The sequence below is a fragment of the Patiriisocius sp. 208BN25-11 genome, assembly GCF_058147145.1.
This window is the reverse complement of record NZ_JBYVJY010000006.1, coordinates 1-25,716: the sequence shown is the minus strand read 5'-3', so window position 1 is coordinate 25,716 and position 25,716 is coordinate 1. Positions and strand designations below refer to the sequence as shown.

Sequence of the window (25,716 nt, the reverse complement as noted above, 5' to 3'; positions counted from 1 at the left end):
AAACCTCGCAAAAACAACTATATGAGCAGTAACACAGAATTTGACAACATTTCGTTCGATCTGCCTAAAAACCAATCTAATGTCATTAAAGTAATTGGCGTTGGTGGTGGTGGTAGCAATGCCATAAATCACATGTTTAATCAAGGAATTAAAGGTGTAGATTTTGTGATTTGCAACACAGATGCACAAGCTTTAGAAAATAGCGCTGTGCCAAATAAAATTCAATTAGGAGTAGATCTTACCGAAGGTCTTGGGGCAGGAGCCAATCCTAAAATTGGAGAACAATCTGCTGTAGAAAGTATGGCAGACATAAAAAACATGCTGACTACCAATACCAAAATGATTTTTATCACGGCGGGTATGGGTGGTGGAACCGGAACAGGAGCTGCGCCAATAATTGCGAGAATGGCGAAGGATCTTGATATTTTAACGGTAGGTATTGTTACTATTCCTTTCCAGTTTGAAGGTAAAATACGTAACGAGCAAGCGCATATTGGAGTAGAAAATCTACGCCAGAATGTAGATAGTTTAGTTGTCATTAATAATAATAAATTACGTGAAGTATACGGTAATCTTGGTTTTAAAGCTGGTTTCTCTAAAGCAGATGAAGTCTTAGCTACTGCCGCTCGAGGTATTGCAGAAGTAATTACACATCACTACACACAAAATATTGATTTACGTGATGCTAAAACCGTACTTTCTAATAGTGGTACTGCCATTATGGGTAGTGCAACAGCAAGTGGTGCTAACCGAGCGCAAGAGGCTATTAGCAAAGCTTTAGATTCACCATTATTAAACGATAATAAGATTACAGGAGCTAAAAATGTATTGCTTCTTATTGTTTCGGGAACCGAAGAAATTACCATTGATGAGATTGGAGAAATTAGTGATCACATTCAAGTAGAAGCAGGTCATGGTGCCAATATTATTATGGGGGTTGGTGATGATGAAGCTCTAGAAGGAGCGGTATCTATTACCGTAATTGCTACTGGATTTGACGCAGAACAACAAAACGAAATTACCAATACTGAAACAAAGAAAATCATTCATACGCTTGGCGATGAGGCGAAAGCGCAGTTAGATTTAACACCTAATGTAACCGCTACACCAGTGGTGTTGCCTGAAGAGGTAGCCGTAGATGCTATTGTCGAAGAAATTGTTGCGTCTCCAGAGATTGTAGATGAAACTCCAGAGGAAGCGCCAATTATTAGACATACTTTATTCGAAGAAGAAGAGGAAACTGTAATGCCTGCTTCGGAAATGGTCACACCTAAAGCTACGTTAGTTCAAGAAACTGAGGAGCTACCGTTTGAAGGATACATTCCAACTTCTGAATTGATAAAGAATATCGAAGTGGAGTCTAAGCTAATTGATATTCATTACTTGGCAGAGTTTGAACAGCTGCTCATTAATGAAATTGATGTGAACGATTTTGAGGTAGTTGTTCCTGAAGTGAAAACAACAGAAACAATAAAGAGTGAGGCAATTTCCGAAGAGAAAATGCCTCAAGTTACAGAAGAGATTGAATTTGTAATCAACGAAGTCGCAGAAGAAACGACTCCAGAAATCGACGAAGCCAAAGAGCCTATGTTGATGTTTGATATGCCTATGGCTAATCAAGATGAAACTCCAGAGGTAAAGCGTTTCGATTTGCAGTTAGAAGATGAAACCGAAGCCGTTATCACTGTAAATGTTGAGGATATCGAAGTAAAAGATCATGTAGAAGTAGTGCCTGTTAGTGAAGTTTCTAAAGAGGGAATTAAGCGCTACAGTCTGGATGATTATACTGAAAAAGAAGAAGCGTTATTGTCTGCAAAGCCAACTGATACTGCTGAAGTGGCAGAAGAAGAGCTTGTTTTTGAAACAAAGACCATAGAGACAGATGAGGAAGCTGAAGTTGCAGAAAATGCGCCGTTGGATCCAATGAATACGCCAATCTCGAAATTATTACGTGATCGTACAGAAGAACGTAAGCGCAAGATGAAAGACTTTAATTATAAGTTTAGAAATAGTGCTTCAAAAATAGATGATATTGAGAAGCAGCCTGCCTACAAAAGAGCTGGAATTGAGTTAGAAGATGCTACCGATGAAGTGAATTTATCTAGAACGTCTGTAAATATAAACGACGATGATATTGACTTACGAAGTAACAATAGCTTCTTGCACGATAATGTAGATTAAGTTTAGTACGGTTGCCCTCCCTAAAGCAACCAAGTATTAGTGCTTCAAAAACCCATTGACAGTTTGTTAGTGGGTTTTTTTATGAAGGCATCGTTCTTTAATCTTGAAACAGAATTTGCTATCTTCGCTTTTTAAATTTTATACCTAAGAAAATGAGTTTATTTGCAAAGATTATGGATGCCATGAAAACGGCAATGAAGAGCAAAGATTCTGAAGCATTACAAGCATTGCGTTCTGTAAAGAGTGCTATTTTATTGGCACAGACAGAAAGTGGTGCTAAAGAAGAATTAACAGAAGAAGCTGAGTTGAAACTACTTCAAAAATTAGTAAAACAACGCAAGGATAGCGCTGCTATTTTTACTGAGCAGGGAAGAGCAGATTTAGCAGAACCAGAATTGGCAGAAGCTAAAGTAATAGCACAATTTTTACCTGCACAGTTAAGTGAGGCAGAAGTAGCCGCATTGGTAGATGAAGCCATTGCTGCAACAGGGGCGAGTTCTATGGCAGATATGGGAAAAGTAATGGGAATGGTCAATGGTAAAGCCGCTGGAAGAGCAGATGGTAAGACGATCTCTACTATTGTAAAAGCAAGACTTTTAAGTTAAATAAAATTCCTGCTTGCGCAGGAATGAGGCCGCGTGGCGCAACTGAATAGCGCATCAGATTTCGGCTCTGAGGGTTGGGGGTTTGAATCCCTCCGCGGTCACAATCACTCACAACTACATTGTGACTTAAATAATAAAAAATCCAACAAGCTTTTTTGCTTGAATGGATTTTTTAGTTTTATGGCACCTAGACTTTTTTCTAGTCTAGGCAGTTGTATTTGCAGCATGGACATTAATTGGGATGTGCCATGCAAATCCCATCGAGGTCACAATATGTTATAAAAGAGTAAAAGAACGTGAGATTATTCATGTGTCGTTTTACTCCTTTTTCTTTTTAGATATAGAATTCAGGAAAATTATCCAAATAGTGTTCTCATATTACTAACACTTTAAATCATATTATTGCAACTTAAACAAAATATAGATACGTATCCAATTAGGATAGTTGTTAAGTCCATCAAAGGTTTATTCTTATTCTAACATAATTCAACGGCTACATTTTCAATTTAAATAGCTTTATCTTTAATTCGTTTTATAATAAGAATGAATAAACAAACCTACAAACAAGTTGAATTTAAAAAGCACCAAAGCTCAGGTATTAATTTTGATATTGTTGAAATTGAAAAATTACAGTCTCAGATAATTTCAGACCATTCTATAAATGAACATCACAGAGTTAATTTTTTTGTGATAGTTTATGTTGAACAAGGATCAGGTTTTCATACAATAGACTTCAATGATTATAATTGTCTACAAGGTACTGTTTTAACAATTCGTAAAGATCAAATTCATAAATTTTCAAATCAAAGCCAGATAAAAGGGAAACTTCTTGTATTCACAGAAGAATTCCTTGTTAGTTATTTACAACAGAGTGAAGCTAGGTTGTTACTGCTTCTGTTTAACGAGCAGCTAGGTGTTCCAAAATTACAGTTGACAAAAGCAGAGCAAGAGGATGTTTTGCAGAGTATAATGCGTTTAGAGAACGAGTATTTTAATGTGAAAGATAGATATTCATCTGGTATTCTTAGAAGTGAATTGCATATTCTTATCACTAAGCTTTTTAGGCTAAAAGATGAGAGAGACTACATACGTCCAAAGAAAAAATATTTAAAAGAATTTATAGACTTTCAGTCGCTTGTTGAAGAAAATGTTACTCAAAATACACAAGTTAAGTATTTTGCAAATATAATGGGAGTCTCTACAAAAACCTTAAATACCGTCACAAGAAGTATAGTAGATAAATCAGCCAAAGTTTTTATAGATGAAATAAGTATTAAGCATATAAAACGATTGTTGTTAAATACTAAACTTTCTATTAAAGAAATAGCCTATCAATCCGGTTTTGAAGAAACAACAAATTTTTATAAATATTTCAAGCGACAAACTCAATTAACTCCAGAAAAATTTAGAAATACACAATAGTACTTTCTTATTTGTACAGTATTTATTCCCTTTATTATATTCTTATCTTTCTTAGGCCTATTTATATTTACACATCATATAGAGCTTAAATATTTATACAACCAAAATTATGAAACTTAAATTATTAATGCTAGCAATAGTAGCTATTACAGCTACAAGCTGCAATGAAGAAAAAGCAGTAGAACCTTCCGTGCTGGAAGTCACTACTTTTTCTCTTAAAACCACCGCAAATAGTCAAACGTTCAATTCTTTGGATGCTAAAGTACAGGAGAATTTCACTAGTAAGCAGCCTGGCTTCATAAGACGCGAAAGTGGTGTAAATGAAAATGGTATTTATACTGTTATTGTATACTGGAAGACACTTGCAGACGCTGAAGCATCAATGAACAAGTTTATGAGTGATAGCTCTGTAGCGGAGTACGCAGGAATGATAGAAGGTGCTACAATGAAAATGAATCGATTTACGATTAATTCAGATTTTACAGCTGATAAAAGTGAATTTGTAGAAATGATGTATTTTAATCTGGGTGATGGTGCAGCTCTAGAAGCTTTTGATACAGCAAATGACAATGTAGCAAAAGAAACAGCAACAAGAAAAGGGTTTATGCAACGCATAACGGGAGTTGATGAAAATGGCAAGCATGTAGTAGTTATCTATTGGGATACCAAAGAGAATTCTGATGCAGCTTTACAACCTTTTATGAGTAGCCCAACATCTCAAACGTTTATGGGAATGATGAATCCATCTACAATGATGATGACGCGTTCTCAAATGCTTAGCTCTTTAGCATCAACTGAAATGTCCAATAAAGACAAAGTAGTAGCCTTGTTAAATAGTTTCAATACTGGCGACCAAACACCTATTTCTTACATTAATCCAGAAAAATACATTCAGCATAACTTAGGTGTTGCAGATGGACTGGCAGGATTTGGCGAAGTAATGAAAAACGCACCAGAAGGTGGGTTTAAAGCAAATGTTATAAGAGCCTTTCAAGACGGAGATTATGTGTTTACACATACAGAATATGATTTCTATGGCCCTAAAGTTGGATTTGATGTATTTCGATTTGAAGATGGGGAAATTGTAGAACATTGGGATAACCTATTACCAGTTGCAGCCGCAAACCCGAGCGGTCATACACAATTTGACGGTGCAACTGCACTTACCGATTTTGACAAAACAGATGCAAACAAAGAAACGGTTCGTAATCTTCTAGAAAATGTATTTATGAAAGGTGAAATGGATAAAATTGCAACCTACATAAATCCAAAAAACTATGTGCAACACAATCCTAGTGTGCCAGATGGTTTAGATGGTCTTGGGAATGCTGTGAAAATGATGGCAGAACAAGGAATGTTTATGAAATATACTAAAATTCATAAAGTACTGGGACAAGGAAACTTTGTACTAACGATGAGTGAAGGCACCTTTGGGAAAGATACACCTACGGCTTATTACGATTTGTTTAGGTTAGAAAATGGTCAGATAGTTGAGCATTGGGATGTAATTGCGCCTATTCCTGCAAAATCTCAATGGAAAAATACAAACGGAAAATTTTAGAAATACAACAACCAATACAACTAACCATTAAAATCAACGATTATGACTACAGAAACTAATTCAACACCAAAATGGATAATTATTTATTTATGGCTTACCGCAGTAATTACTATTGGCGCTTGCGCAGCTGGGTATTTTATGCCAGAAGCTTTATTAGCAACTTGGCCAGCGCTTGAAGCTGTTGGAGCACTTTCGCTTGCAGGACCTTTAGGTTTATTTCTTTCAAGAAATGTAGCAACAGCTGTGGTTACTGTTTTTTCATTAGTTAAAAAGAATGTAGCAATGATTAAAATAGTCCTACTGCTTCGAATATTTAGTGATGGGTTTGATTTAATAAACAACCTGATCGCAGATAATGTGCAGGTAGCTATTATGGGAGGTGTTATGTGCTTAATTGAAATTTTTGCTTTCATAACTTTAAGCAAAAAGTAAGAGTATACATCTAAGTACTTAATTCATTATTGTCAATTTATAAGGGGATTTTGGTACTTACCAAGATTCCCTTTTTTTATTTAAAAAGAATATTGAAATTAATAATATCTAAAAACACAAATTATGAAGTTACAATTAAGAATGTTTGTCTTTCTACTAACCTCTGTTGCTTTCATAGCAAGTGCTCAGGAAATAAAATCGCTGGATGCACTAGAGTTTAGTCCAGAAGGAATACTATTTGCCGGAGATAAAGTGACGGGTGCTATTCACGCGTTTGATTTAAGTGCAGAAAAGCTTAGTGTCCAACAATTTGAAATTAATGCCTATAACATTGACGGACAAGTAGCTGCTGCTCTTGGAACAGCTGCAGGAAATTCTAAAATTAATGATATGGCCGTCCACCCTGTAAGTGGAGAAGTATTTATATCTGTAACTCGTGGTCACGGTCTAGACGCACTACCTGCTTTAGTAAAAGTTGATGCAACCAATAGGTTACACATTATAGATTTAACTATTGTAAAACACACATCTCAAGCTTTAGGGAAACTTCCTGATGGTAGTCAAAACTTTATAGTACGTGGGACAATGGGACCACCTACAATTAAGGAAACTGAAAAATCAAAATTACCTATGCGTACCTTGTCTATTATGGATATTGAGTACCATAAAGGTGAAGTCTTTGTTGCAGGTATTACCAATGAGAATTTTTGTTCTTCTTTACGTAGAATGTCTTATCCTTTTAATGGTTCTGAAAGTATAAGCAATATAGAGATGTTTCATATTGCTCACGATGAGTATGAAACACGCGCACCTATTCGCTCATTCGTAATAGAAAATGTTGATGGAAAAGATCAAATTATAGCTGCTTATACTTGTAGCCCTTTAGTGATGATTCCGTTAGATGAGTTGAAAAATGGAACAAAAGTAAAGGCTAAAACACTTGGTGATATGGGTAATGGACAGCCTATAGATATGGTGTCATTCAATATGAAAGGAAACAAAATGATTTTTGTTACGAGCAATAGTAGAACACCAAGAGTTATTCCAGTAGGAGGTTTAGCTGGTGCTAAAGACTATACTTTAGATGATTTTGAAAGGGGTGGAAAACAAGATTTGGGTATTTTACCAGTAGGACCAATGGGTAAACCAGTAATGTTTACAGGTTCTGCACTTCACGTAGCATTATTGAACCCTATGCAATTTGCTACTATTAGAAGAGACCCAGAAACCGGGAGTATGGATTTAGAAACAGTATCTATTTTCTTCCCAAACAAACTTAACAATGTAATGGCAGAAATGGATTTCCCACAATATGTTGAAGAACATAAAAACGACAAGAAGAAAAATTAATTTATGAAAAAACTTGGGTTTATCATTTTAACTTTAATGTTGAACATAGTAGGAGTAGTAGCACAAACGACTCCTACTATTGTTCTTCCTATAAAAAGTGAGGATGCAATTAAACTCAATATTTCTGATATTATAGACAATACTGAAAGTGTAATACTAACGTATGATTACTTGGCGGTCTTTGTTAAAAATGAAATTGAAAAATATGATTCAAATGCAATTCAGGGAAAACACAGTATAGTAGAGAATCAGTTAACTTTTAAACCTTATTTCCCTTTTGAAAGTAAAGTAACCTATGTGATACGATTCAAGGATAGTAATTTGAAAAGCAACTACTCTTATCGGTCATTTCAAATAGCAAGCACTAACAAAATTGAACAAGCAAAAGTATTAAGTATATATCCATCGGCTAGTCAACTTCCTGAAAATCTATTGCGATTTTATATCTATTTCAGTACACCAATGAAAAAAGGTGAAGCATTGACACATATAAAATTATTAGATACCAACGGGAATATAGATGATGACGTTTTTATGACATTCAAACAAGAATTATGGAGTGCAGATGGCAAGAGACTGACCTTATTATTTGACCCAGGACGCATTAAAAGAGGTGTTTCAACTAATGTAAAACTAGGTACTGCTTTACAAGAATTTAAAGACTATACATTGCGTATATCTAATACTTGGCAAGATGTATATGGGCAATACCTATCCATATCAAACAAGCAATTTAAAGTCACAAAGGCATTGAGGGATAAAATTAATATTTCGCAATGGCCACTAAACAGACCACAAGCCAATAGTAGGGAAACTCTGGTTTTGAAGTTCGATAGAATTATGGATCACGCGTTACTTCAATCTATGATTCAAATAAAAGATGGCGCAGAGCATATCATAAGTGGTAATTGGGAAATTTTAAACAATGAACAACAACTGCAATTTATTCCAGAAGAAAAATGGAAAAAAGGAACGTATCAAATTGTAATCGACAGTCGCTTAGAAGATGCTGCAGGGAATAATCTTCAAAACTTATTGGATTATTTTAAAACAGACGAAAACAATACTGAATCTTATCAATTCATCACACTTAAAATATAGAAATTAATTATGAAAAAAATATATGACTATATCATCGTCGGCGGAGGTACAGCAGGCCCAATAATAGCTGCACGACTAACAGAAGATCCAACCGTAAACGTATTACTTATAGAGGCCGGAGAAGAAAATACAAAAGAAGCTATTGGGTATGTAAATGGAGCACATAGAATGTGGGAGCCTGATACCAATTGGGGCTATAACTCTACGCCGCAAGAGGCACTCAATGGTCGTTCAATTATGCAGCCAAGAGGGAAAGTAATGGGAGGTTCAGCTTCCATAAATGTAGGATCTTGGTCAAGAGGTACGGCAAAAAACTATGAACATTGGAATATTGAAGGATGGGATTGGGAGACTATTTTACAATGGTATCGTAAAATAGAGGATAGTGATAAAGGTGGCAACGCGTTTCGCGGAGGTAATGGCCCTATGAAGTTAGAGTATACACCAGAAGGAACACCAATAACACAGGCCTTTAAAAAAGCCTCTACTGAGGTGGGTATTGGGGCCACCGAAGACCTTAACGCAGAAAACAATGAAGGTTTCTGTGTTTGGCAATGTATTTTTAGAGATGGTCGTCGTCACAATACTATTGTAAACTATCTTGATGGTGCTAGAAACAGGTCAAACCTCACTATTCTTACTAATGCCTTTGTGTCAAAAGTACTAATAGACAATGAAATTGCTAAAGGCGTGTCCTATTTTAAAGATGGTGTTACACAAACTGTAGACGCTTTAAAAGAGGTAATTCTTTGCGCCGGAACATACAACACACCAAAAATATTGATGCATTCTGGTATAGGACCAAAAGACCATTTAGAAAGTCTTGGTATTAAAGTTAAAGTAGCGCTTGCTGGTGTAGGTGAAAATCTATCAGACCATTTACGTTTAGATGTTGGCGTTATTTCACCAGATGGTGTTGGTGAGACCCTACGAGCTAATGATGAAGACCCAAAAGAATTAGAAGAATGGCGTAAAACTGGTTACGGACCGCTGGCTGTTGCTGAAAATACGAGTGCCGCCTTTTTTAAATCTTCGCCAGACGTCCCTGTTGCCGATTTAGAATTAATGTTTAATATCAATGCGCCCATTCAATGGGGTGCACCACCACCAAAAAATGCAGGCTATCATATTAATGTAGGGTTAATTCAGCCTAAAAGTAAAGGAACCATTCGTTTGGCATCAAATGACCCTAAAGATGCACCGCTCATTAACCCAAATTATTTAGGCGAACCAGAAGATGTACAAACTTATATTAAAGGTATCAGAAAAGCATTAGAGTATACATCAACAAATGCTTTAAAAGACCTTACTGATGCGAGTACTATAAATCCCAGTCCGCAAGCCACCGATGAAGAATTAGCTGCATATATTAAAAATACAGCAGAGTCTATTTATCATCCCGTTGGCACATCAAAAATGGGTAATGATAATGACCCGATGCGTGTGGTTGATGCGCGCTTGAAAGTAATTGGTGTAAAAAATTTACGAGTTGCAGATGCTTCGGTAATTCCTTCTTTAATTAGTGGTCACACTATGGCACCAACAATACTCATTGCAGAAAGGGCTGCTGAATTTATTAAAAATTCTAACTAAAAAACTAAAACGATGTATAAAACTCAATTAATTAAATGCTTGACGTTGTTACTCTTTTTAGTTGGCTTTCTCGTAAGCGCACAAAATACAGCTGCCGAGATAAAAGCAGAAGTACTTACAAAATATAGCACGAGAGATTATGTGTTTTCCCCATTACCAGAGCGTGGCTATGATTATTTTAAGGTTGCAGAAAACACCTACTTTGTCCATAACGATTTTGATAATTTAGTGTTTTTTGTTACTACAGAAGGTGTGGTTGTGGTAGACCCAAAACCACAATTAGCAGAAACGGTAGTTAAGATTATTGCGGAAGTTACAGATAAGCCTATAACGCACGTTATCTACTCGCATCATCATAGAGATCACTCGCAAGGTGCTTATGTTTTTCCAAAATCTGCGCAGCTTATTGCTCATAAAAAAGTAGCAGACTTTATGGCGATTGCAAACGACCCAAAGCGTCCTGCACCAGATTTTACGTGGACAGATGAATACACGCTAAAAACTGGAGGACTTACATTGGAGATGAAAGATTTAGGCAGAAACTGGCACTCGCAGCAAGATGTTATCATCTATGCACCAGAGCAAAAGATTTTATTTGCTATAGATATGTTTCATCCAGATGCTGCACCTTGGATTCATTTTGGCGAGTCGTCAGATCCAATGTTTGCATTTGGATTACCGGATTTACTTTTAAAGTCATATGATTTTGATTTTGTAGTCGTAGGTCACGAAAAAATCATTGGTACTAGAGCACATATGGAAAAGTATAAAGCGCTTATTGAAGATATGAAAAAGATATTGATAGAGGTGGTTAAATCTCCTGTATACAAAACGTTATCTGAACAGACAGAAAAGCGATTTTCAGAATATGAAGTACATTATAAATACAAGGCAGGTATTGAAGCGGCAATGAATTTATGTGCTCAAAAACTAATAAATAGTGAATGGTCCGAAAAATTGCGAAATATTGAGTTAAATGCAGCTGAAAATTTTCAGACAATGTTTATGCATATCATTGTTTTAGATCCTTGATTTATAAAAATAAAGAACCATTACATAGATTCAACACAAGAAGTCTTAGTAAAATTAAATATTAAAAAAATGAGCGAACAACTAAAAAAAATCACAGAAAAACATTGCGAAAATGCACCAGCTACGTATGATGACTTAAAAGTGCTGTTCCTTAATTGTACTTTAAACAGAACACCTGTTATGTCTCATACTGAAGGGCTCATAAAAAAAGCACAATCAATTTTTGATGCTGTAGGTGCTTCTTCTAAAATAATTAGACCGGTAGATTATACTATTCCTGCTGGTTTAGGACTTGATATGTCAAAAACCCCAGAATGGGAAAAAGACGACTGGCCACAGATACAAAAAGAAATAGATGCCTGTGATATCTTAATACTTTGCACCTCTGTTTGGCTAGGTGAAAAATCATCTGTATGCAATCGTACACTCGAACGAATGTATGGGTATACCCATAAATTCAATGCAAAAGGGCAATACAGAGATTATGATAAAGTAGGTGCAACATTAATTACAGGAAACGAAGATGGGGTGAAGCATTGCGCAATGAGTATTTTGTTCTCACTATCACACATTGGATATACGGTACCACCTCAAGCAGATGCAGGTTGGATGGGTGAGGCTGGACCAGGACCATCATATATGGACAAAGGTTCTGGTGGTCCTGAAAACGATTTTACAAACAGAAACACGTCATTTCTTGTATGGAACTGTTTACATCTTGCCCGAATGCTAAAAGATAATGGAGGGATACCTGCTTACGGAAATCAGCCAGGTGAATGGGAAGCCGGATGTCACGCTGGATTTGATAGTCCAGAACATAAAAAATAATAACAACCTATAATAAATTTCAAATGAAAAAATCAATATTTATAAAATCGTTAATTCTATTTTTAATAAGTCAAATCACATACGCGCAAGTAGGTATAGGGACAACTTCGCCTACAAAAGATTTAGATGTAAATGGAGAATTAAGAGTAAGGGATTTACCTCAACTGGGTTCTTCAACTATACTAACGGCTGATAGTGACGGAAATATAGGTAAATTTTCAACCTTCTTACTAGCCGATGTAAATGCTATTGAAGCAACTACAGACGTAAATCGAATTGTTAATTCAGATATTACCATTAATGATATAGACCTTGGTCTTGCAACAACACTTACAATACCAGCAGGCCAAGAAGCAGTAGTAATTATAACATATTCTGTACCTATGGGTATTGCAAGCTTTACAGATCCATATGATTCCTATTATGGGATTCGATTTTTAAAAAATGGTACTGAAGAAGAGCAAGGATCTAGAAAATTCTCTGTAATTATTAATGATAGTGCTAATATGGTTACAGTTAGCAACACTTATATAGAAAATTTTACAAGTGATCCTATGGATAGAACAATAACATATACCCTTAATGGATATATAGAAAATATTGACCCGAATAATACTAGTGGATCACATATTTACAAGTTTAATATGTGGGATTCTACTGGGGCTAATTTTAACTGGGGTAGAGCTACAATGACACATGTAATGTATTTGAAATAAAAATATCTGCATTTCAAAGAAATTCAAAGTAAGGTTTGTTGTTAGTGTAATATTTATGTTTTCATCTTACAATACAAAATATGATGTAGATGCAGACTTTTATCTAATTAATAACATCTCATAAGACAAAACGATGCCTCACAGCAATGGGATTTTTAAAATAAAGAATTAATATTATTATAAGTATCAAAAATGGTTACAATGAAATTTATTGAACAAGTACTCAACGAAGATTACAACAGTTTGCTCTCTAACTTGACCGAAGATGTTGTACTCAACTTGCAAACTGTAGGGGAATCTAAAGGTAAAGCCTCGGGTATTGCACTATTAAAAAAGCAAAATAAATACCTTAAAGATGAAGTAAAAGAAGTAAAGATCTTCCGTCAGTTTGAAGATGATAAACACCTTGTTGTTGAATATGATATTCTATTAAACAATTCGTTCGATTTACCATTAGTGGTCATTTTAGTTAAAGATGGTACGAAATACAGTGCTGTTCGTACCTATCATTCGGTGTATCCTATTACAGAAGGACATATTTTTAGAGCCTCTATTTTTGAAGAGGAAATAAACCTGACAGAACCAACTGAGGTAGTCAAGTATTTTGACGGCATTACCATTGGTGATGTAGAAGCTACTATGGATACTTTGTCTTTTGACGATGATGTATATTTTAGGGAACCAGCTGGTTGGCGTTGGAATCATAAGACTGAAGATGGCCTTCGTAAACACTTTCAACATTTCTTTGCCGATGGTGGAGTGCCGTTAAAATTTCACAATTACATTTTTGACAAGGAAAAAGGAACATTTGCAGGTGAATATACCTGTGACGTTTGGGGAAGTGCCACTTTCAAACCACAAGCCGGAATCTCGATCTATGATATTAATACAGAAACAGGAAAAATAACTGGCATTAGAGTGTATGATAATGTGGATATGACTTATGTGGAATAGACATTCGATAAGGTCTATAGTATTAAATAATTCAAACAATATCATTTTTAAAAATTAAAATCATGAATAAGACAAAAATCCCAACTTGGATTACTTTTTTTGGCGGTTTTTTAGCGACTTTTGGATTACTATTAGGTGTTATGGGGTATGTAAAGCCAGACCTAGTAATTCCAGGATTTACAGGTGATACAAATGCACACGATATGGCAATATGGATGACATCCGCACGAAATATTGCTATGGGCGTAGTGATGATTTATGCGCTTTGGTCTAAAAAGCCTGGATTGATTGCCTTAGCCTTCATTATGCGTTTATTTACTGAATTTTTTGATATGTTCGGTACGGCTGCTTCAGGTATTATGGGTGTGCCACCTCTTGCTATTTATATAGTTTATTTACTATTATTTATCATACCTGAAATATTAGCCATTAGAAAAATGAAAAACTTAGAAAAATAAAAAGAAATGGAAGAACCAACAACGCCAGAAAGTATCAATACAAAAAAAGGCAGTGATCTTCTAGAAATGGAAGCTATTCATCTTAAAGAGAAAAAAAATAAAGAAAAAGCAGCCTTAAATATACTCAATATGCAAGGGGATTTTGGAACAGTAAGTGAGCCTCGGAAATCTCTTAGTACTTTTTTTAGAAATCAAAATAAGTTTGAAGTAAGTGGTGTTGCAATACTTGATAGAAAAGCGTCTATTGTTATTAGGATTTGCGCAACAACAATTTCTGCGGTCATTGCATTTAATCAACAAATTGAAAGTAATGTTGAAGGAGGTAATATTATTTCTATAGTTCTTTTAATAGGTCTTTCTGTATCACTTGTTTTAGCAATATTAGCAACAAAACCATCAACAAAAGGTTTGAGGAAATTAGTAAAAGATCAGGTTGCTCCATTACACCCCAGTTTAGAAGAAAACATATTTTACGTTTGGGATAATGAAAATCTAGAAGAGTATGAGGAGGCTATGAAAAAAGTAATCAAAAGTCAAGATTTACAAGTGGGAAATATGATTAGAGCAAACTTCCTATTGGGAAGAAAAAATGTAAACAGTGCCCGACTAATTGATTATTCATACGACGCATTTTTATATTCTTTCGTGATTTCTGGTGTTATTTTTTTACTTGCAAGATATTCTATCATTTAAATTAGTTTCTTTTTTATTTGATTAATTGCGTATACATAATCTCAAAATCTTCAATATTTTTCTTCGGAACTATTACAATAAAAAATATGTTTAAAAAACTATCCTTTTTCACTTTAGTAATTATTCTACTATTGATTGTTAATGCCTGTGCAACTTTTAAACCACAATTTGAAACCTCAAAATCAGTTAAAAAGTCCCCTGAAGCCTCTATTGAACATTCCTTTTACTTGATAGGAAACAGCGGTGATTCTCCTTTAGGGGAAACTTCAGAAACCTTACAGGCTTTTATGAATGAGCTTAATGAAGCCCCAGAAAATAGTACTGCCATTTTTCTAGGTAATAATATTAAAGATGGAGGTTTGCCTAAAAAAGATCATAAAAAAAGAGTTCTTGCAGAGCATCAACTAAATGTCCAAACTAACGCCGTCAGTAATTTTAAGGGAAATACTATTTTTCTCTCAGGAAATGAAGACTGGGCTAGCGATGGCTTGAAAGGTCTCAAAAGACAAGAAAAATATATTGTAAATGCAATTGGTGAAAAATCATTTTTACCTGCAGAGGGATGTCCTATTGATAAAATTCATATTTCTGAGGATATAGAATTAATCGTTATCGATAGTCAATGGTTTTTAGAAGATTGGGATGAACACCCTACCATCAATAGTGATTGTGATATAAAAACAAGAAATGCATTTTTTGATGAATACAGTAGCTTAATCAAAAAAGCACGTGGAAAAACCACACTTGTTGCCTTGCATCACCCAATGTATTCTAACGGTGAGTACGGTGGTCAATATTCACTGGCAAGTCATATGAAGCCGCTTCCAGTGATAGGAACACTAAAAAATATTTTACGAAAAACTGGCGGTATTAGTGATGTAGATCTACAAAACAAACGTTACAATGAGTTTAAAAAACGATTAGTAACTATTTCTCAAGAAAATGAAAAAGTAGTTTTTCTATCAGGGCACGAAAATAATTTACAATACATCATAGAAGATAATTTACACCAGATCATTAGCGGTTCAGGTTCTAATCCTTCGGCAACAAGAAATATAGCAAATGGAGTTTTTTCTTATGGAACCTTGGGATATGCTCGATTAGATGTCTATGAAGATGGTTCTTCTTTTGTGCGCTACTATTCAGTTGAAGAAGATGCATTAGTTTTTGAGACAGAAGTATTTCCGTCAACAGTGGCTAAAGACCCAGTAATTTATCCTAAAAATTTTCCAAGTAAGATGGAAGGATCTGTTTACACTGAAGAAGAAACCGATAAATCTGGATTCTTTAAATTTATTTGGGGTGATCGTTATAGAGAATCCTATAGTAAAAAAGTACTAGCGCCTACGGTCAATCTAGACACTTTATATGGTGGACTAAAAGTGATTAAAAAAGGTGGAGGAAATCAATCTAAATCATTGCGACTTGAAGCTGAAAATGGTGCGCAATATGTGATGAGGGCCTTAAGAAAAAATGCAGTACAATATTTACAAGCAGTACTTTTTAAAGACCAGTTTATTAAAGGTCAATTTGACAATACAGGTACAGAAGATTTGATCCTCGATGTTTTTACGGGTTCACATCCTTATGCTCCATTTACAATAGGCACTTTATCTGATGCCGTTGGAGTATATCATACAAATCCCATCCTTTATTTTATTCCTAAACAGAATGCCTTAGGTGATTACAATAGTGAATTTGGAGATGAACTTTATATGATCGAGGAACACACCTCAGAAGGGCATAGCGATCTTGCTAGTTTTGGGTTTAAGGATAAAATAATAAGCACGGATGATGTAATAAAGAGAATTCACAAAGATGAGGACATCGTTATTGATGAAGCCTCATACATTCGCGCTCGTTTATTTGATATGTTGATAGGTGATTGGGATAGGCATCAAGATCAATGGCGATGGATTGAATTTAAAGAAAATGGGAAGAAAGTGTACCGCCCTTTGCCAAGAGATAGAGATCAAGCGTTTTCTATAATGGCTGATGGCTTTTTATTAGAAGCTTCGGTAAAGCTAGTGCCTACATCTAGAATACTTAGGAAATACGATGACGATTTAATAGATGTTAAAGGAGTTAATGTAGAACCATATCCTTTAGATATGGAGTTCATACAAATATCAGGTAAAGACGTATGGGATGCACAAGTTAAAATGATTGAAGAAGGATTAACAGATGAGGTAATTGAAGAAGCGTTTTTATTCATTCCTACAGAAGTAAGAGATGAAAGAATAGATGAAATTAAAGTGAAATTAAAAGCGCGGAGAGGTAATCTTCAAGCTATTTCGGATAGATATTTTAAACTCGTAAATAAACTTGCTGTAATTAAAGGAACTGATAAAGATGACTATTTTACTATAAATTGTTTTGATAATGGTGATGTAAAAGTAGTAGCACAGCGCATTAAGGATGGAAAAAAATCAGATGTTTTTCTAGACCGAACCTATGTCACAGGGCAAACAAAAGAGATATGGATCTATGGATTAGATGATAAAGATGTCTTTGAAGTACTAGGAAAAAATAAAAAAAATAAAATTAGAATCATAGGAGGACAAAATAAAGATACCTATATCATTCCCGAAGGTGGTAAAGTTCTCATTTATGATTATAAGAGTAAAGAAAATGATATTTCGGAAGTAAACAATACCCGTGTGAGATTAAGAGATGATTATGACGTTAATACCTATGACTATAAAAAATTAAGAAACAATGTAAATCAAATTATACCAACCATTGGTTCGAATCCTGATGATGGTTTAAAAATTGGGGTAAGTAATACATATACATCATATGGTTTTGAACGCAATCCTTTTACATTTCAGCATAAAGTAAGTGCGGCCTACTATTTTGCAACAGCTGGTTTTGATTTTAACTATAACGGAGAGTTTGCTAATGTAATTGGTAACTTAAACTTAGGGGTAGACGCTCACTTTAATAGCCCTAATTATGCCGTAAACTTTTTTGGTTTTGGAAATAGCACCCCTAATTTGGAAACCGATGATACGAGTGATTTTGATGTAGACTTAGACTTTAATCGAGTAAAAATAAGAACATTTAAGGCTATGCCATCTTTAATCTGGAGAGGCAAATTAGGTGGATACTTTAAAGCTGGTGTTTTTTATGAATCAAATGAGGTTGAACGTACTGCTAATCGTTTTATAGATGCAGCTGTAACTGAAGGTTCCTTAAACGAATCTGTTTTTGATGAGCAAGATTTTTATGGTCTTGATGCGGCGTACCATTATGAAAATTTTGATTATGCAGCTTTTCCTACCTTAGGTATGAAGGTAAGTTTACAACTGGGTTATAAAAACAATGTTTCTAGCGGTAAAGGATTCGGGTATATAGCTCCAGAATTTGGTATTGATTATAAACTTATACCAACCGGTCAGCTTGTTTTTGCCACAAATTTAAGAGCACATTTGAATGTAGGCGATGATTTTGAGTTTTACCAAGGCGCAACATTAGGTGCCAATTCTGGCCTTAGAGGTTACAGAAATGAACGATTTACAGGAAAAAGTGCATTTGTACAATCCTCAGATATTAGATGGAATTTCTTAAGTCTTAAAACCTCTTTATTGCCTATTAATCTTGGTGTATACGCTGGGGCAGATTATGGAAGAGTTTGGGTAAATGAAAGTTTAACATCAAACACATTATTTAATGATGATAATTTTAACACCTCTTTTGGTGGTGGTGCCTTTATGAGTTTGGCTAATATGATGACTGCTAATATTTCGTTATTTAATAGTGCTGATGGCTTGCGTTTTGGATTTAAAATGGGGTTTGGATTTTAGTCTAATTGCTGTTTTGATTATACTGTTTCCAATGTATTTGGGGTTATAATCTCTAAGATTTTGTTACGTAAGTCGACTGCCTATTTCACTAGTAGGTGTGGAAATTTAATTCATAATGAAACTTAAAAAGGGATAATTAATCCTATTAAAACAATTGGAATAATAAATACTATGAAAAACTATATTTTAATTTTTAGTTTGTTAGGTATTTGCTTTTTTAATTCCTCCTGTACTGTGCTTCAATGGAGAAAATCTGACAAAGAAATTCAACAGCGCTTTAATGAATTAGAGATAGGAAGTGATATATTTTACTACGAGGTAGATAGCCTTGACTTAAAAGTTCGTGTTCAACAAGTTATTAAAGATGATAAAAACGTTCATCTAGTTTTTATACACGGTGCGCCTAGTTCTTTGTCTACTTGGGAAGGGTATCTCGCAGATGATAATCTGAGAGAAGTATCAAATATGTATGCTATAGACAGACCTGGGTATGGATATTCTAATTTTGGAACAAAACCACTCCCCATTGATTTACAAGCTCAAATAATTAATACCATTATTAATGAAAAGAAATTGTCACGTGTTGTCGTTGTTGGGTCATCTTATGGAGGTCCTCTCGCAGCAAGAGTTGGCTTTTTGAATCTCAATGTTAAAGCTGTGGTAATGATTTCACCTGCAATAGACCCAACTAATGAGAAGGATATTTGGGCATCGCGTTTAACACAATGGAAATTGACAAGGTGGCTGGTTCCTACAGCATATCGAGTAGCTGGTGATGAGAAGAAAGCACACGCACAAGAGCTTCAACTGATAGCCGATGATTGGAAAGAAGTTAGTATTCCTGTGTTACATTTTCACGGAGAAGAGGATGCTTTAGTCCCTTTTGAGAATGTAAATTTTAGTAAAGAAAATTTTCAGAATATTGAAGTGATTTCTTTTTCTGAAAAAGGACACGAATTAGCGTGGACAGATAAGGAAGTAATTATAGAACGAATAGTTCAACTCATTAATCAAATTCAAGAAGAAAAATAAGTAAATATGAAAATAGCAGTAACATTAGCTAGTGGTCAATTAGGAGCCGCTATTATAAAACAGCTTTTACAGACTAGTAGTTTACAAAACATAATAGGTATTGCACGTTCCCCAGAAAAAGCAAAACACCTAGGTGTTGAAGTACGAAAAGGAGATTATAATAGTCGTGAAGATTTTGATATAGCACTTAAAGGTGTTGATGCTCTTTTAATAATTTCTGGGATAGATGAACCTCAAAAAAGAATACAACAACACAGAAATATTATAGAGGCTGCAAAACAAAATGGTATAAAAAAAATAGTCTACACAAGCATCATAGGTGATGGAGAAGAAAATGCCTTTAGCCCTGTTGTAAATAGCAATAGACAGACAGAAAATGATGTTAAAAACTCAGGTCTTGACTGGGTAATAGGTAGAAATGGAATTTATATTGAACCAGATTTAGAATATATAGACACCTATCTCAAAGAAGGAGGAATTACTAATTGTGCGGGAGACGGTAAATGTACCTATACCAGTAGAACAGAATTAGGGTATGCTTACGCTAAAATGTTAGTAGAAGACAAACACAATGGACAAACCTATAATCTAGTGGGAGAACCCATAACGCAGTATCAACTAGCTGATTACATCAATCAAGTGTATGATACTAATCTTGAATATAAAGAAGTTTCTGTAGCAAATTATTTGACTGAAAGACAGGCAGCACTTGGTGATTTTATGGGAACCGTAATTGCGGGTATTTATGAAGGAATTAGAAATGGAGCAAATGATGTGGCTTCAGACTATGAAAGCGCTGCCGGAAGACTCCACCAACTCCCTCTTGAAATGATTAATACCTTTAAAAGAAATAATTGAGAATTTAAAGTAAGCTACTTTAAATTCTTTTTAATAATAAGATTCTCTAATACTTATATCACTAGAATGAACTGCTAAATTTGAAAACTACAAAACGAAAAATTTAAATATCCTAATACATAAAGTCCTAAAAAAAATCAGAGCCTTTCAAAAAGGCTCTGATTCATTATTATTCTTTAAAAAAGGATTATTTTTTTATGAAACGCTTTATTAAATCAATATTATTAATCCTAGATTTAATAAAGTATATACCTCCTTCTAGGTTAGAAATATCAAGTGTACAACTGGTCTTTCCTCCGTTATTATAATGTATTTGCTGTCCAAGCATATTAACAATAGAAATGTTTTCAATAATAAAATCAGATCTTAGATTGATTTCGTTATTTGCTGGGTTAGGAAAAATATCATAAGAGGTAATAGAAGCATCTTCAATTCCTAAATTTGGATCTAGTTCACAAATAACGTCAGCGTCCCAACCTCCTAGAGATGAACTTCCGTCTGATATGAAAGTAACAAAAAGATTTCCTCCGGTTACCGTTCCCCTAAATTGTCCAGACTCCAGTACACCAGTTTCAGGATCAGAAAGTTCAGTTGCAGTTGCATCGTCACCATCATATACACGCAAAAAATCAAAATCTTCCTCAATATCAACGAAAAGGAAGTCCAACGTAATAAGGTTCATTGGATCATTGGACTCTATTAATATAGAATAATTTTGATCGTCATTGTATCCATCATCTGAACCACCTGTATCATAAAATTTACCACCACAAATAGGAATGTTAATGGTTACACCAGTCGTAAAGTCTAAGGAAGTAAGTAATGAAGCATCATCTGCTGCGCAGTTAGAATTAATGTAAGCATCATACGCTGTAGTTGCTGTTAATCCTGTTGCTGTAGCCGTAAGTGTTCCAATAGCAATATCCTCAGTATAGACAGGCGTGTCTATCGTTGGGTCTGCACCATCTACAAATACACTTAATGTGTATCCATCTAAGGCCTCAATAACTTCATCCCATATAAAATCTGCTGTTGTGTCTGTAATACTTGTTGTCTCAAAGTTAATTGGAGAAGGACAGGTTATTGGTGAAGAGCATATAACATTAGCATCCCAACCCAATAGGTTTACACTTCCGTCTGATGTGAAAGTAACAAAAAGATTTCCTCCCGGAACAGTTCCCGTAAATTGTGACTCCTCAGTTACACCAGTTTCAGGATCAGAAAGTTCAGTTGCAGTTGCATCGTCACCATCATAAATGCGTAAAAAATCTGCTTCATCTTCAAGAGATACTTGTAGAAACTCTAAAGTAACAACATTTGTTGGGTCATCAGGTGATATTAAAATAGAATAATTTTCACTATCTGAGTAAGGGGCATCTGAACCGCCAGTATCGTAAAATTTTCCACCGCAAACTGGATTCTCTGAATTTGTAGTAAATTCAAACAGTGCTTGAGTAGAGTTATCATCCACTCCACAATTAGCATTAAGATATGCATCATACTGGGTACTAGCTGAGAGACCTGTTGCCGTAGCTGTTAGTGTTCCAGCAGCAACGTCTTCTGTATAGATAGGTGTATCTGCTGTAGGATCTGCATCGTTTTCAAATACATTTAAAGTATACCCATCTGCTGCCTCTGTAATAGCATCCCAACTAAAGTTTGCTGTAGTATCTGTAGTGCTAGTTGTCATAAAATTTACTGGCTCTGGACAAGTAGGTGGTGGTGCACATATGACGTTAGCATCCCAGCCTCCTCTAGTTGCAGAATCATCTGATGTGAAGGTGACAAAAAGATTTCCTCCAAGAATTGTGCTTGTAAATTCTCCTGGCTGTGTTACACCATTTGCTGGGCTAGGAACTGAAAGTTCAGTTGCAGTTGCATCATCACCATCGTATACACGTAAAAAATCAAACCCCTCTTCTACATTTACTGATAAAAATTCTAATGTAACTAAATTAGCCGGATCATCAGATTCTATTAAAAAAGAATAATTTTCGTCATTTTGATATTCAAAGTCAGGTCCGCCGGTATCATAAAACTTACCACCACAAACGGGAGTAGGTGGAAGCGCATTAAATGACAAAGTAGTAGCCAGAGAGACACCACCTGCGCCACAATCACCTTGAATGTAGGCGTCATACCCCTGAGATGCTGTTAATAAATTCGTGTTTGCAGTAAGTGTTCCAGTAGCAATTGACTGTGTATCTACAGCAACTGCAGCAGGGTCTGTAGGGTCGTCACCTATATTGTATATAGATAAAACATATCCATTTACAGCTGTTGCGTCTTCTTCCCAACTAAAATCTGCTGTAGTTTCTGTAATAGCACTTACTGCAAAATTGATGATCTCTGGGCAAGTGGGAGGTGCTTCAACAGCATATTCAAAAGTAAACGTACCAGCACCAGTATCGAATGCTGCAATTATTATATATACCTCTTGATCTGCACCAGTCTCATTGGTCCATTCTTGAGCCTCTGTGTCTGGATCATCATAACAAACTATAAGCATATCACCTGGGCAGGTTGCACCGTATGCTATTCTCACTTTAGAGTCATAATTATTTTCAGTTTGTTGAAAACTTAAAGTAAATGTGTCAGGAACCAAAATGGAGTAAATAAGGTCTGGAGAACCTGGGTTAGATAAACAATCAATTACAAAATCATTAGTAGCACCTTCGGTAGAGGAACTAAAGGGACTTGTTTCATTATCTAAATCTATAATACTGGCACAATTTTCATTTGATTGAGTGTAACCTTGCCAGGATATTCCGGCAATAAGAATTAATGTAAATAATTTAGTGAATTTTTTCATAGTTGTTTTTTTTAAAATTAGGAGTAATAAATGTTAATAATGGTTTCTAATGAAGAGGGTTACATTTTTAACTTGATTCATATTTATTTAATAATTACTTTTGTTGTAATTCTAAAAAGATATATTTCTTTAGAAATATGGGGTGTTTTTTCAAGATATTTATATTTGAAAATTGTGATCTTTAAATGGACGGTAAATATCATACTATTGATAGCTATCCCTAACGTACCTTTTGTATAAAAAAAGTGAGCAAAGTGCTTTTTTATGAAATAAAAAGTGAGCAATGAAATAAAAAGTGAGCAATGAATGCTTTAAAATTATTTCACTAGAGTTTATAGCTATAAGTTAAAGTCTTTTTAAAAATAATACTTAGGGTCATTTTTAAGTTAAAACCAAAAATGAAAAGCGTATTGCAAAAACATCTAACGAAGAAGTGAACAATAGAAATAATGAAGAATGGATTATAGTATTATAAATATAGTTTACAGTCTCGATATTTTTAAAATTGACTAATATGATTTACGAGGTTTTCACCTTTGTTTAAGTTCATTTTTTTACGAAGTCTATAACGATTTACTTTAACGCTCTCTTTTGATATTCCCATTAGACTTGCAATGTCCTTTGTGTTAAAATTAAGCTTTAAAAAGGTGCATAATTTTAATTCACTAAGAGTAAGCGAAGGATATTGTGATTTTAATTTTTCAAAAAAACCAATATTTACCTGCTCAAATCTAATTTTAAATTCAGCCCAGTTTTTTGTCGTATTATTTGTTAGTGAATTTGACAGATTAATTATTTTTTGGTGATGTATAGGATCTGTCTCTTTTTTTAGCTTATTTAATTCTTTTTTAAAATACTGAATATTTTCACCATTTTCAATAATTTGTAGTGCAGTAGATGTCAATTCTTTTTTCTTTAACTCTAAAGCATCTTTTGTTTTTTCTAATTCTAAGTCACTTATCGCCTGTTGTTGGTTGTTTATCTCTTTTGCTTTTTTATGTTTACTTATAAGGTTCTTAATTATTAGTAGAGAAATAATTAACAACGATGTAATACTTATTGCATATAGCAGTATAAGCGTATTATTTATTTTTTTTTCTTTTTCAATGAGCTTTAATTTTTGATTTTTCTCAATTAATTCAAACTCTTTATTGCGTTTGTAAAATTTCCAACTTTCTTCATTATTAAAGAGTTCAAGATCTAGTTTTTGTGCTTTTTTTAAGTAGCTCAGAGCAGGTTTCATCTCACCTCGGGTTTCATAAATTTCAGAAAACAAATAATACGTTTCCTTCCTTGCAGCTAAGTCCGCGTTTAATTTTTCCAATGAATCAGCCTTCTTTAAGTGATATAGTGCTTTATTAGTTTTATTAAAGCCATTGTATATTTTTGCTAAGTATATATTATTTAGGTATTTGGTGTACGTATTGTCACTGCTATCTATAATAGGTTTGTTTTTAAGTGCTAGGTCTTTAGCTCTATTTAATTGATCTAGGCCAAATAATATATTAGCTTTTTCATTATTAATTGTAGCCAGTCTTATTGCTTTTTTTTCTTTTGTAAGATGCGTTGTGCTTATTAAACTTTGTGCTGCTTTTTCATTATAGGAAAGTGCCTCATCATACTCTTTTTGATCATTTTTAATCATTGATATGTTTAATAAAACTAAGCTCTGATTATGTGTTAGGTCATTCTCAAGGTCTTGCGCAAATTGTTTTTCAGAAATTAAAAAATATTCTAAAGCTTCTTCTTCTAGTTTAAACCTTGCATAAATTATTGCTATAAGGTTACTAGCCTGCCCAGTTCTAGACCCTTTATCTCTATTTTTAAGAAGATTATATCCTTTAAAAGAATAATCGTAGCTTTTTGCAAAGTCCGTTTTAATAAAATAAGCCCTTCCAATCTGCGTATAAGCTCTACCTAAAACTATTGAATCATTAATCGATTGATTTTTCTGTAAAATTTCAGTAATAAGCGCTATGGCTTCATCTGGAGACGTATCTGTTTTTTCATTAACAATTTTAAATAAAGAATCTATCTTAAACTGTTTCTCTGAGCCTTCCTGAGCTACTAGAGGATAAGAGAAAAATGTGAGAAGTAATAATACGAGTCCTTTTTTTATGCTGTAAGCTACAGCTTCCATAGCGTTTTTTTTTAAAATTAAAAGTAAACTTTTAGTATGAAATATCATTCCAAAATCGATATTACTTTTTTTGATTGTCCGTAATTTATCATAATCCTGTAATGCCTGCTATTACTATTCTATCGAACAAACGCTCTCCAAA

19 protein-coding genes and 1 tRNA gene are annotated in these 25,716 nt (G+C 34.4%); 18 read left to right on the top strand and 2 right to left on the bottom strand.

The genetic code is table 11. The features are described from left to right. Nucleotides 1–21: 21 nt before the first annotated feature. The 18 genes from ftsZ (at nt 22) to ACY2RS_RS08685 (ending at nt 20,622) form a co-directional block, all read left to right on the top strand. Complete coding sequence (ftsZ, locus tag ACY2RS_RS08770; protein WP_490098268.1) at nt 22–2,181, top strand: cell division protein FtsZ; 2,160 nt, start codon at nt 22–24, stop codon at nt 2,179–2,181. Nucleotides 2,182–2,333: 152 nt separating this feature from the next. Continuing rightward, the gene (locus ACY2RS_RS08765; RefSeq protein WP_490098267.1) at nt 2,334–2,786 is read left to right on the top strand and encodes a GatB/YqeY domain-containing protein; all 453 of its coding nucleotides are present in this window, start codon (nt 2,334–2,336) and stop codon (nt 2,784–2,786) included. A 27-nt stretch (nt 2,787–2,813) separates the two neighbouring features. Beyond that, nucleotides 2,814–2,887: transfer RNA gene (locus tag ACY2RS_RS08760), tRNA-Arg, on the top strand. A 442-nt stretch (nt 2,888–3,329) separates the two neighbouring features. After that, on the top strand, nt 3,330–4,208 hold the full coding sequence (locus ACY2RS_RS08755) for a helix-turn-helix domain-containing protein (protein WP_490098266.1): 879 nt from the start codon (nt 3,330–3,332) through the stop codon (nt 4,206–4,208). A gap of 109 nt (nt 4,209–4,317) precedes the next feature. After that, nucleotides 4,318–5,769: a nuclear transport factor 2 family protein gene (locus ACY2RS_RS08750; protein ID WP_490098265.1), complete on the top strand. Its 1,452-nt coding sequence runs from the start codon at nt 4,318–4,320 to the stop codon at nt 5,767–5,769. A gap of 42 nt (nt 5,770–5,811) precedes the next feature. Then, on the top strand, nt 5,812–6,201 hold the full coding sequence (locus ACY2RS_RS08745) for a hypothetical protein (RefSeq protein ID WP_490098264.1): 390 nt from the start codon (nt 5,812–5,814) through the stop codon (nt 6,199–6,201). A 123-nt stretch (nt 6,202–6,324) separates the two neighbouring features. After that, nucleotides 6,325–7,551, top strand: coding sequence for a hypothetical protein (locus ACY2RS_RS08740; protein ID WP_490098263.1), 1,227 nt, complete (start codon nt 6,325–6,327; stop codon nt 7,549–7,551). 3 nt (nt 7,552–7,554) lie between these two features. Further along, complete coding sequence (locus ACY2RS_RS08735; protein WP_490098262.1) at nt 7,555–8,652, top strand: hypothetical protein; 1,098 nt, start codon at nt 7,555–7,557, stop codon at nt 8,650–8,652. A gap of 9 nt (nt 8,653–8,661) precedes the next feature. Next, nucleotides 8,662–10,245, top strand: coding sequence for a GMC family oxidoreductase (locus ACY2RS_RS08730; protein ID WP_490098261.1), 1,584 nt, complete (start codon nt 8,662–8,664; stop codon nt 10,243–10,245). 12 nt (nt 10,246–10,257) lie between these two features. Further along, nucleotides 10,258–11,277, top strand: a complete 1,020-nt coding sequence (locus ACY2RS_RS08725; RefSeq protein WP_490098260.1) for an MBL fold metallo-hydrolase — start codon at nt 10,258–10,260, stop codon at nt 11,275–11,277. A gap of 69 nt (nt 11,278–11,346) precedes the next feature. After that, on the top strand, nt 11,347–12,105 hold the full coding sequence (locus ACY2RS_RS08720; protein WP_490098259.1) for a flavodoxin family protein: 759 nt from the start codon (nt 11,347–11,349) through the stop codon (nt 12,103–12,105). A gap of 23 nt (nt 12,106–12,128) precedes the next feature. Next, nucleotides 12,129–12,821: a hypothetical protein gene (locus tag ACY2RS_RS08715; RefSeq protein WP_490098258.1), complete on the top strand. Its 693-nt coding sequence runs from the start codon at nt 12,129–12,131 to the stop codon at nt 12,819–12,821. Between the two features lie 201 nt (nt 12,822–13,022). After that, a complete protein-coding gene (locus ACY2RS_RS08710) occupies nt 13,023–13,775 on the top strand; it encodes a nuclear transport factor 2 family protein (protein ID WP_490098257.1) in 753 nt (250 codons plus the stop codon). Nucleotides 13,776–13,837: 62 nt separating this feature from the next. Next, entirely contained in the window at nt 13,838–14,233 is a 396-nt protein-coding gene (locus ACY2RS_RS08705) for a hypothetical protein (protein ID WP_490098256.1), read from the top strand. A gap of 6 nt (nt 14,234–14,239) precedes the next feature. Beyond that, on the top strand, nt 14,240–14,926 hold the full coding sequence (locus tag ACY2RS_RS08700) for a Pycsar system effector family protein (RefSeq protein ID WP_490098255.1): 687 nt from the start codon (nt 14,240–14,242) through the stop codon (nt 14,924–14,926). A gap of 86 nt (nt 14,927–15,012) precedes the next feature. Then, a complete protein-coding gene (locus ACY2RS_RS08695; RefSeq protein WP_490098254.1) occupies nt 15,013–18,732 on the top strand; it encodes a bifunctional metallophosphoesterase/BamA family protein in 3,720 nt (1,239 codons plus the stop codon). A 171-nt stretch (nt 18,733–18,903) separates the two neighbouring features. Further along, nucleotides 18,904–19,764, top strand: a complete 861-nt coding sequence (locus tag ACY2RS_RS08690; protein ID WP_490098253.1) for an alpha/beta fold hydrolase — start codon at nt 18,904–18,906, stop codon at nt 19,762–19,764. Between the two features lie 6 nt (nt 19,765–19,770). Then, complete coding sequence (locus tag ACY2RS_RS08685) at nt 19,771–20,622, top strand: SDR family oxidoreductase (protein WP_490098252.1); 852 nt, start codon at nt 19,771–19,773, stop codon at nt 20,620–20,622. Nucleotides 20,623–20,809: 187 nt separating this feature from the next. Here the strand turns inward: ACY2RS_RS08685 and ACY2RS_RS08680 are convergent, their stop codons facing one another. Both ACY2RS_RS08680 and ACY2RS_RS08675 read right to left on the bottom strand, forming a co-directional pair. Continuing rightward, nucleotides 20,810–23,434 (bottom strand): T9SS type A sorting domain-containing protein, encoded by a 2,625-nt coding sequence (locus ACY2RS_RS08680; RefSeq protein WP_490098251.1) that lies wholly within the window; start codon nt 23,432–23,434, stop codon nt 20,810–20,812. Between the two features lie 499 nt (nt 23,435–23,933). Next, a complete protein-coding gene (locus ACY2RS_RS08675; RefSeq protein WP_490098250.1) occupies nt 23,934–25,574 on the bottom strand; it encodes a tetratricopeptide repeat protein in 1,641 nt (546 codons plus the stop codon). Nucleotides 25,575–25,716: the final 142 nt, after the last annotated feature.

What these genes read in the sequence shown, in the direction of transcription:
- ACY2RS_RS08675 (WP_490098250.1), bottom strand. Translation starts at nt 25,574, where the DNA reads ATGGAAGCTGTAGCTTACAGCATAAAAAAAGGACTCGTATTATTACTT.
- ACY2RS_RS08750 (WP_490098265.1), top strand. Translation starts at nt 4,318, where the DNA reads ATGAAACTTAAATTATTAATGCTAGCAATAGTAGCTATTACAGCTACA.
- ACY2RS_RS08755 (WP_490098266.1), top strand. Translation starts at nt 3,330, where the DNA reads ATGAATAAACAAACCTACAAACAAGTTGAATTTAAAAAGCACCAAAGC.
- ACY2RS_RS08685 (WP_490098252.1), top strand. Translation starts at nt 19,771, where the DNA reads ATGAAAATAGCAGTAACATTAGCTAGTGGTCAATTAGGAGCCGCTATT.
- ACY2RS_RS08735 (WP_490098262.1), top strand. Translation starts at nt 7,555, where the DNA reads ATGAAAAAACTTGGGTTTATCATTTTAACTTTAATGTTGAACATAGTA.
- ACY2RS_RS08705 (WP_490098256.1), top strand. Translation starts at nt 13,838, where the DNA reads ATGAATAAGACAAAAATCCCAACTTGGATTACTTTTTTTGGCGGTTTT.
- ACY2RS_RS08680 (WP_490098251.1), bottom strand. Translation starts at nt 23,434, where the DNA reads ATGAAAAAATTCACTAAATTATTTACATTAATTCTTATTGCCGGAATA.
- ACY2RS_RS08745 (WP_490098264.1), top strand. Translation starts at nt 5,812, where the DNA reads ATGACTACAGAAACTAATTCAACACCAAAATGGATAATTATTTATTTA.
- ACY2RS_RS08720 (WP_490098259.1), top strand. Translation starts at nt 11,347, where the DNA reads ATGAGCGAACAACTAAAAAAAATCACAGAAAAACATTGCGAAAATGCA.
- ACY2RS_RS08700 (WP_490098255.1), top strand. Translation starts at nt 14,240, where the DNA reads ATGGAAGAACCAACAACGCCAGAAAGTATCAATACAAAAAAAGGCAGT.
- ACY2RS_RS08715 (WP_490098258.1), top strand. Translation starts at nt 12,129, where the DNA reads ATGAAAAAATCAATATTTATAAAATCGTTAATTCTATTTTTAATAAGT.
- ACY2RS_RS08695 (WP_490098254.1), top strand. Translation starts at nt 15,013, where the DNA reads ATGTTTAAAAAACTATCCTTTTTCACTTTAGTAATTATTCTACTATTG.
- ACY2RS_RS08765 (WP_490098267.1), top strand. Translation starts at nt 2,334, where the DNA reads ATGAGTTTATTTGCAAAGATTATGGATGCCATGAAAACGGCAATGAAG.
- ACY2RS_RS08740 (WP_490098263.1), top strand. Translation starts at nt 6,325, where the DNA reads ATGAAGTTACAATTAAGAATGTTTGTCTTTCTACTAACCTCTGTTGCT.
- ftsZ (WP_490098268.1), top strand. Translation starts at nt 22, where the DNA reads ATGAGCAGTAACACAGAATTTGACAACATTTCGTTCGATCTGCCTAAA.
- ACY2RS_RS08710 (WP_490098257.1), top strand. Translation starts at nt 13,023, where the DNA reads ATGAAATTTATTGAACAAGTACTCAACGAAGATTACAACAGTTTGCTC.
- ACY2RS_RS08725 (WP_490098260.1), top strand. Translation starts at nt 10,258, where the DNA reads ATGTATAAAACTCAATTAATTAAATGCTTGACGTTGTTACTCTTTTTA.
- ACY2RS_RS08690 (WP_490098253.1), top strand. Translation starts at nt 18,904, where the DNA reads ATGAAAAACTATATTTTAATTTTTAGTTTGTTAGGTATTTGCTTTTTT.
- ACY2RS_RS08730 (WP_490098261.1), top strand. Translation starts at nt 8,662, where the DNA reads ATGAAAAAAATATATGACTATATCATCGTCGGCGGAGGTACAGCAGGC.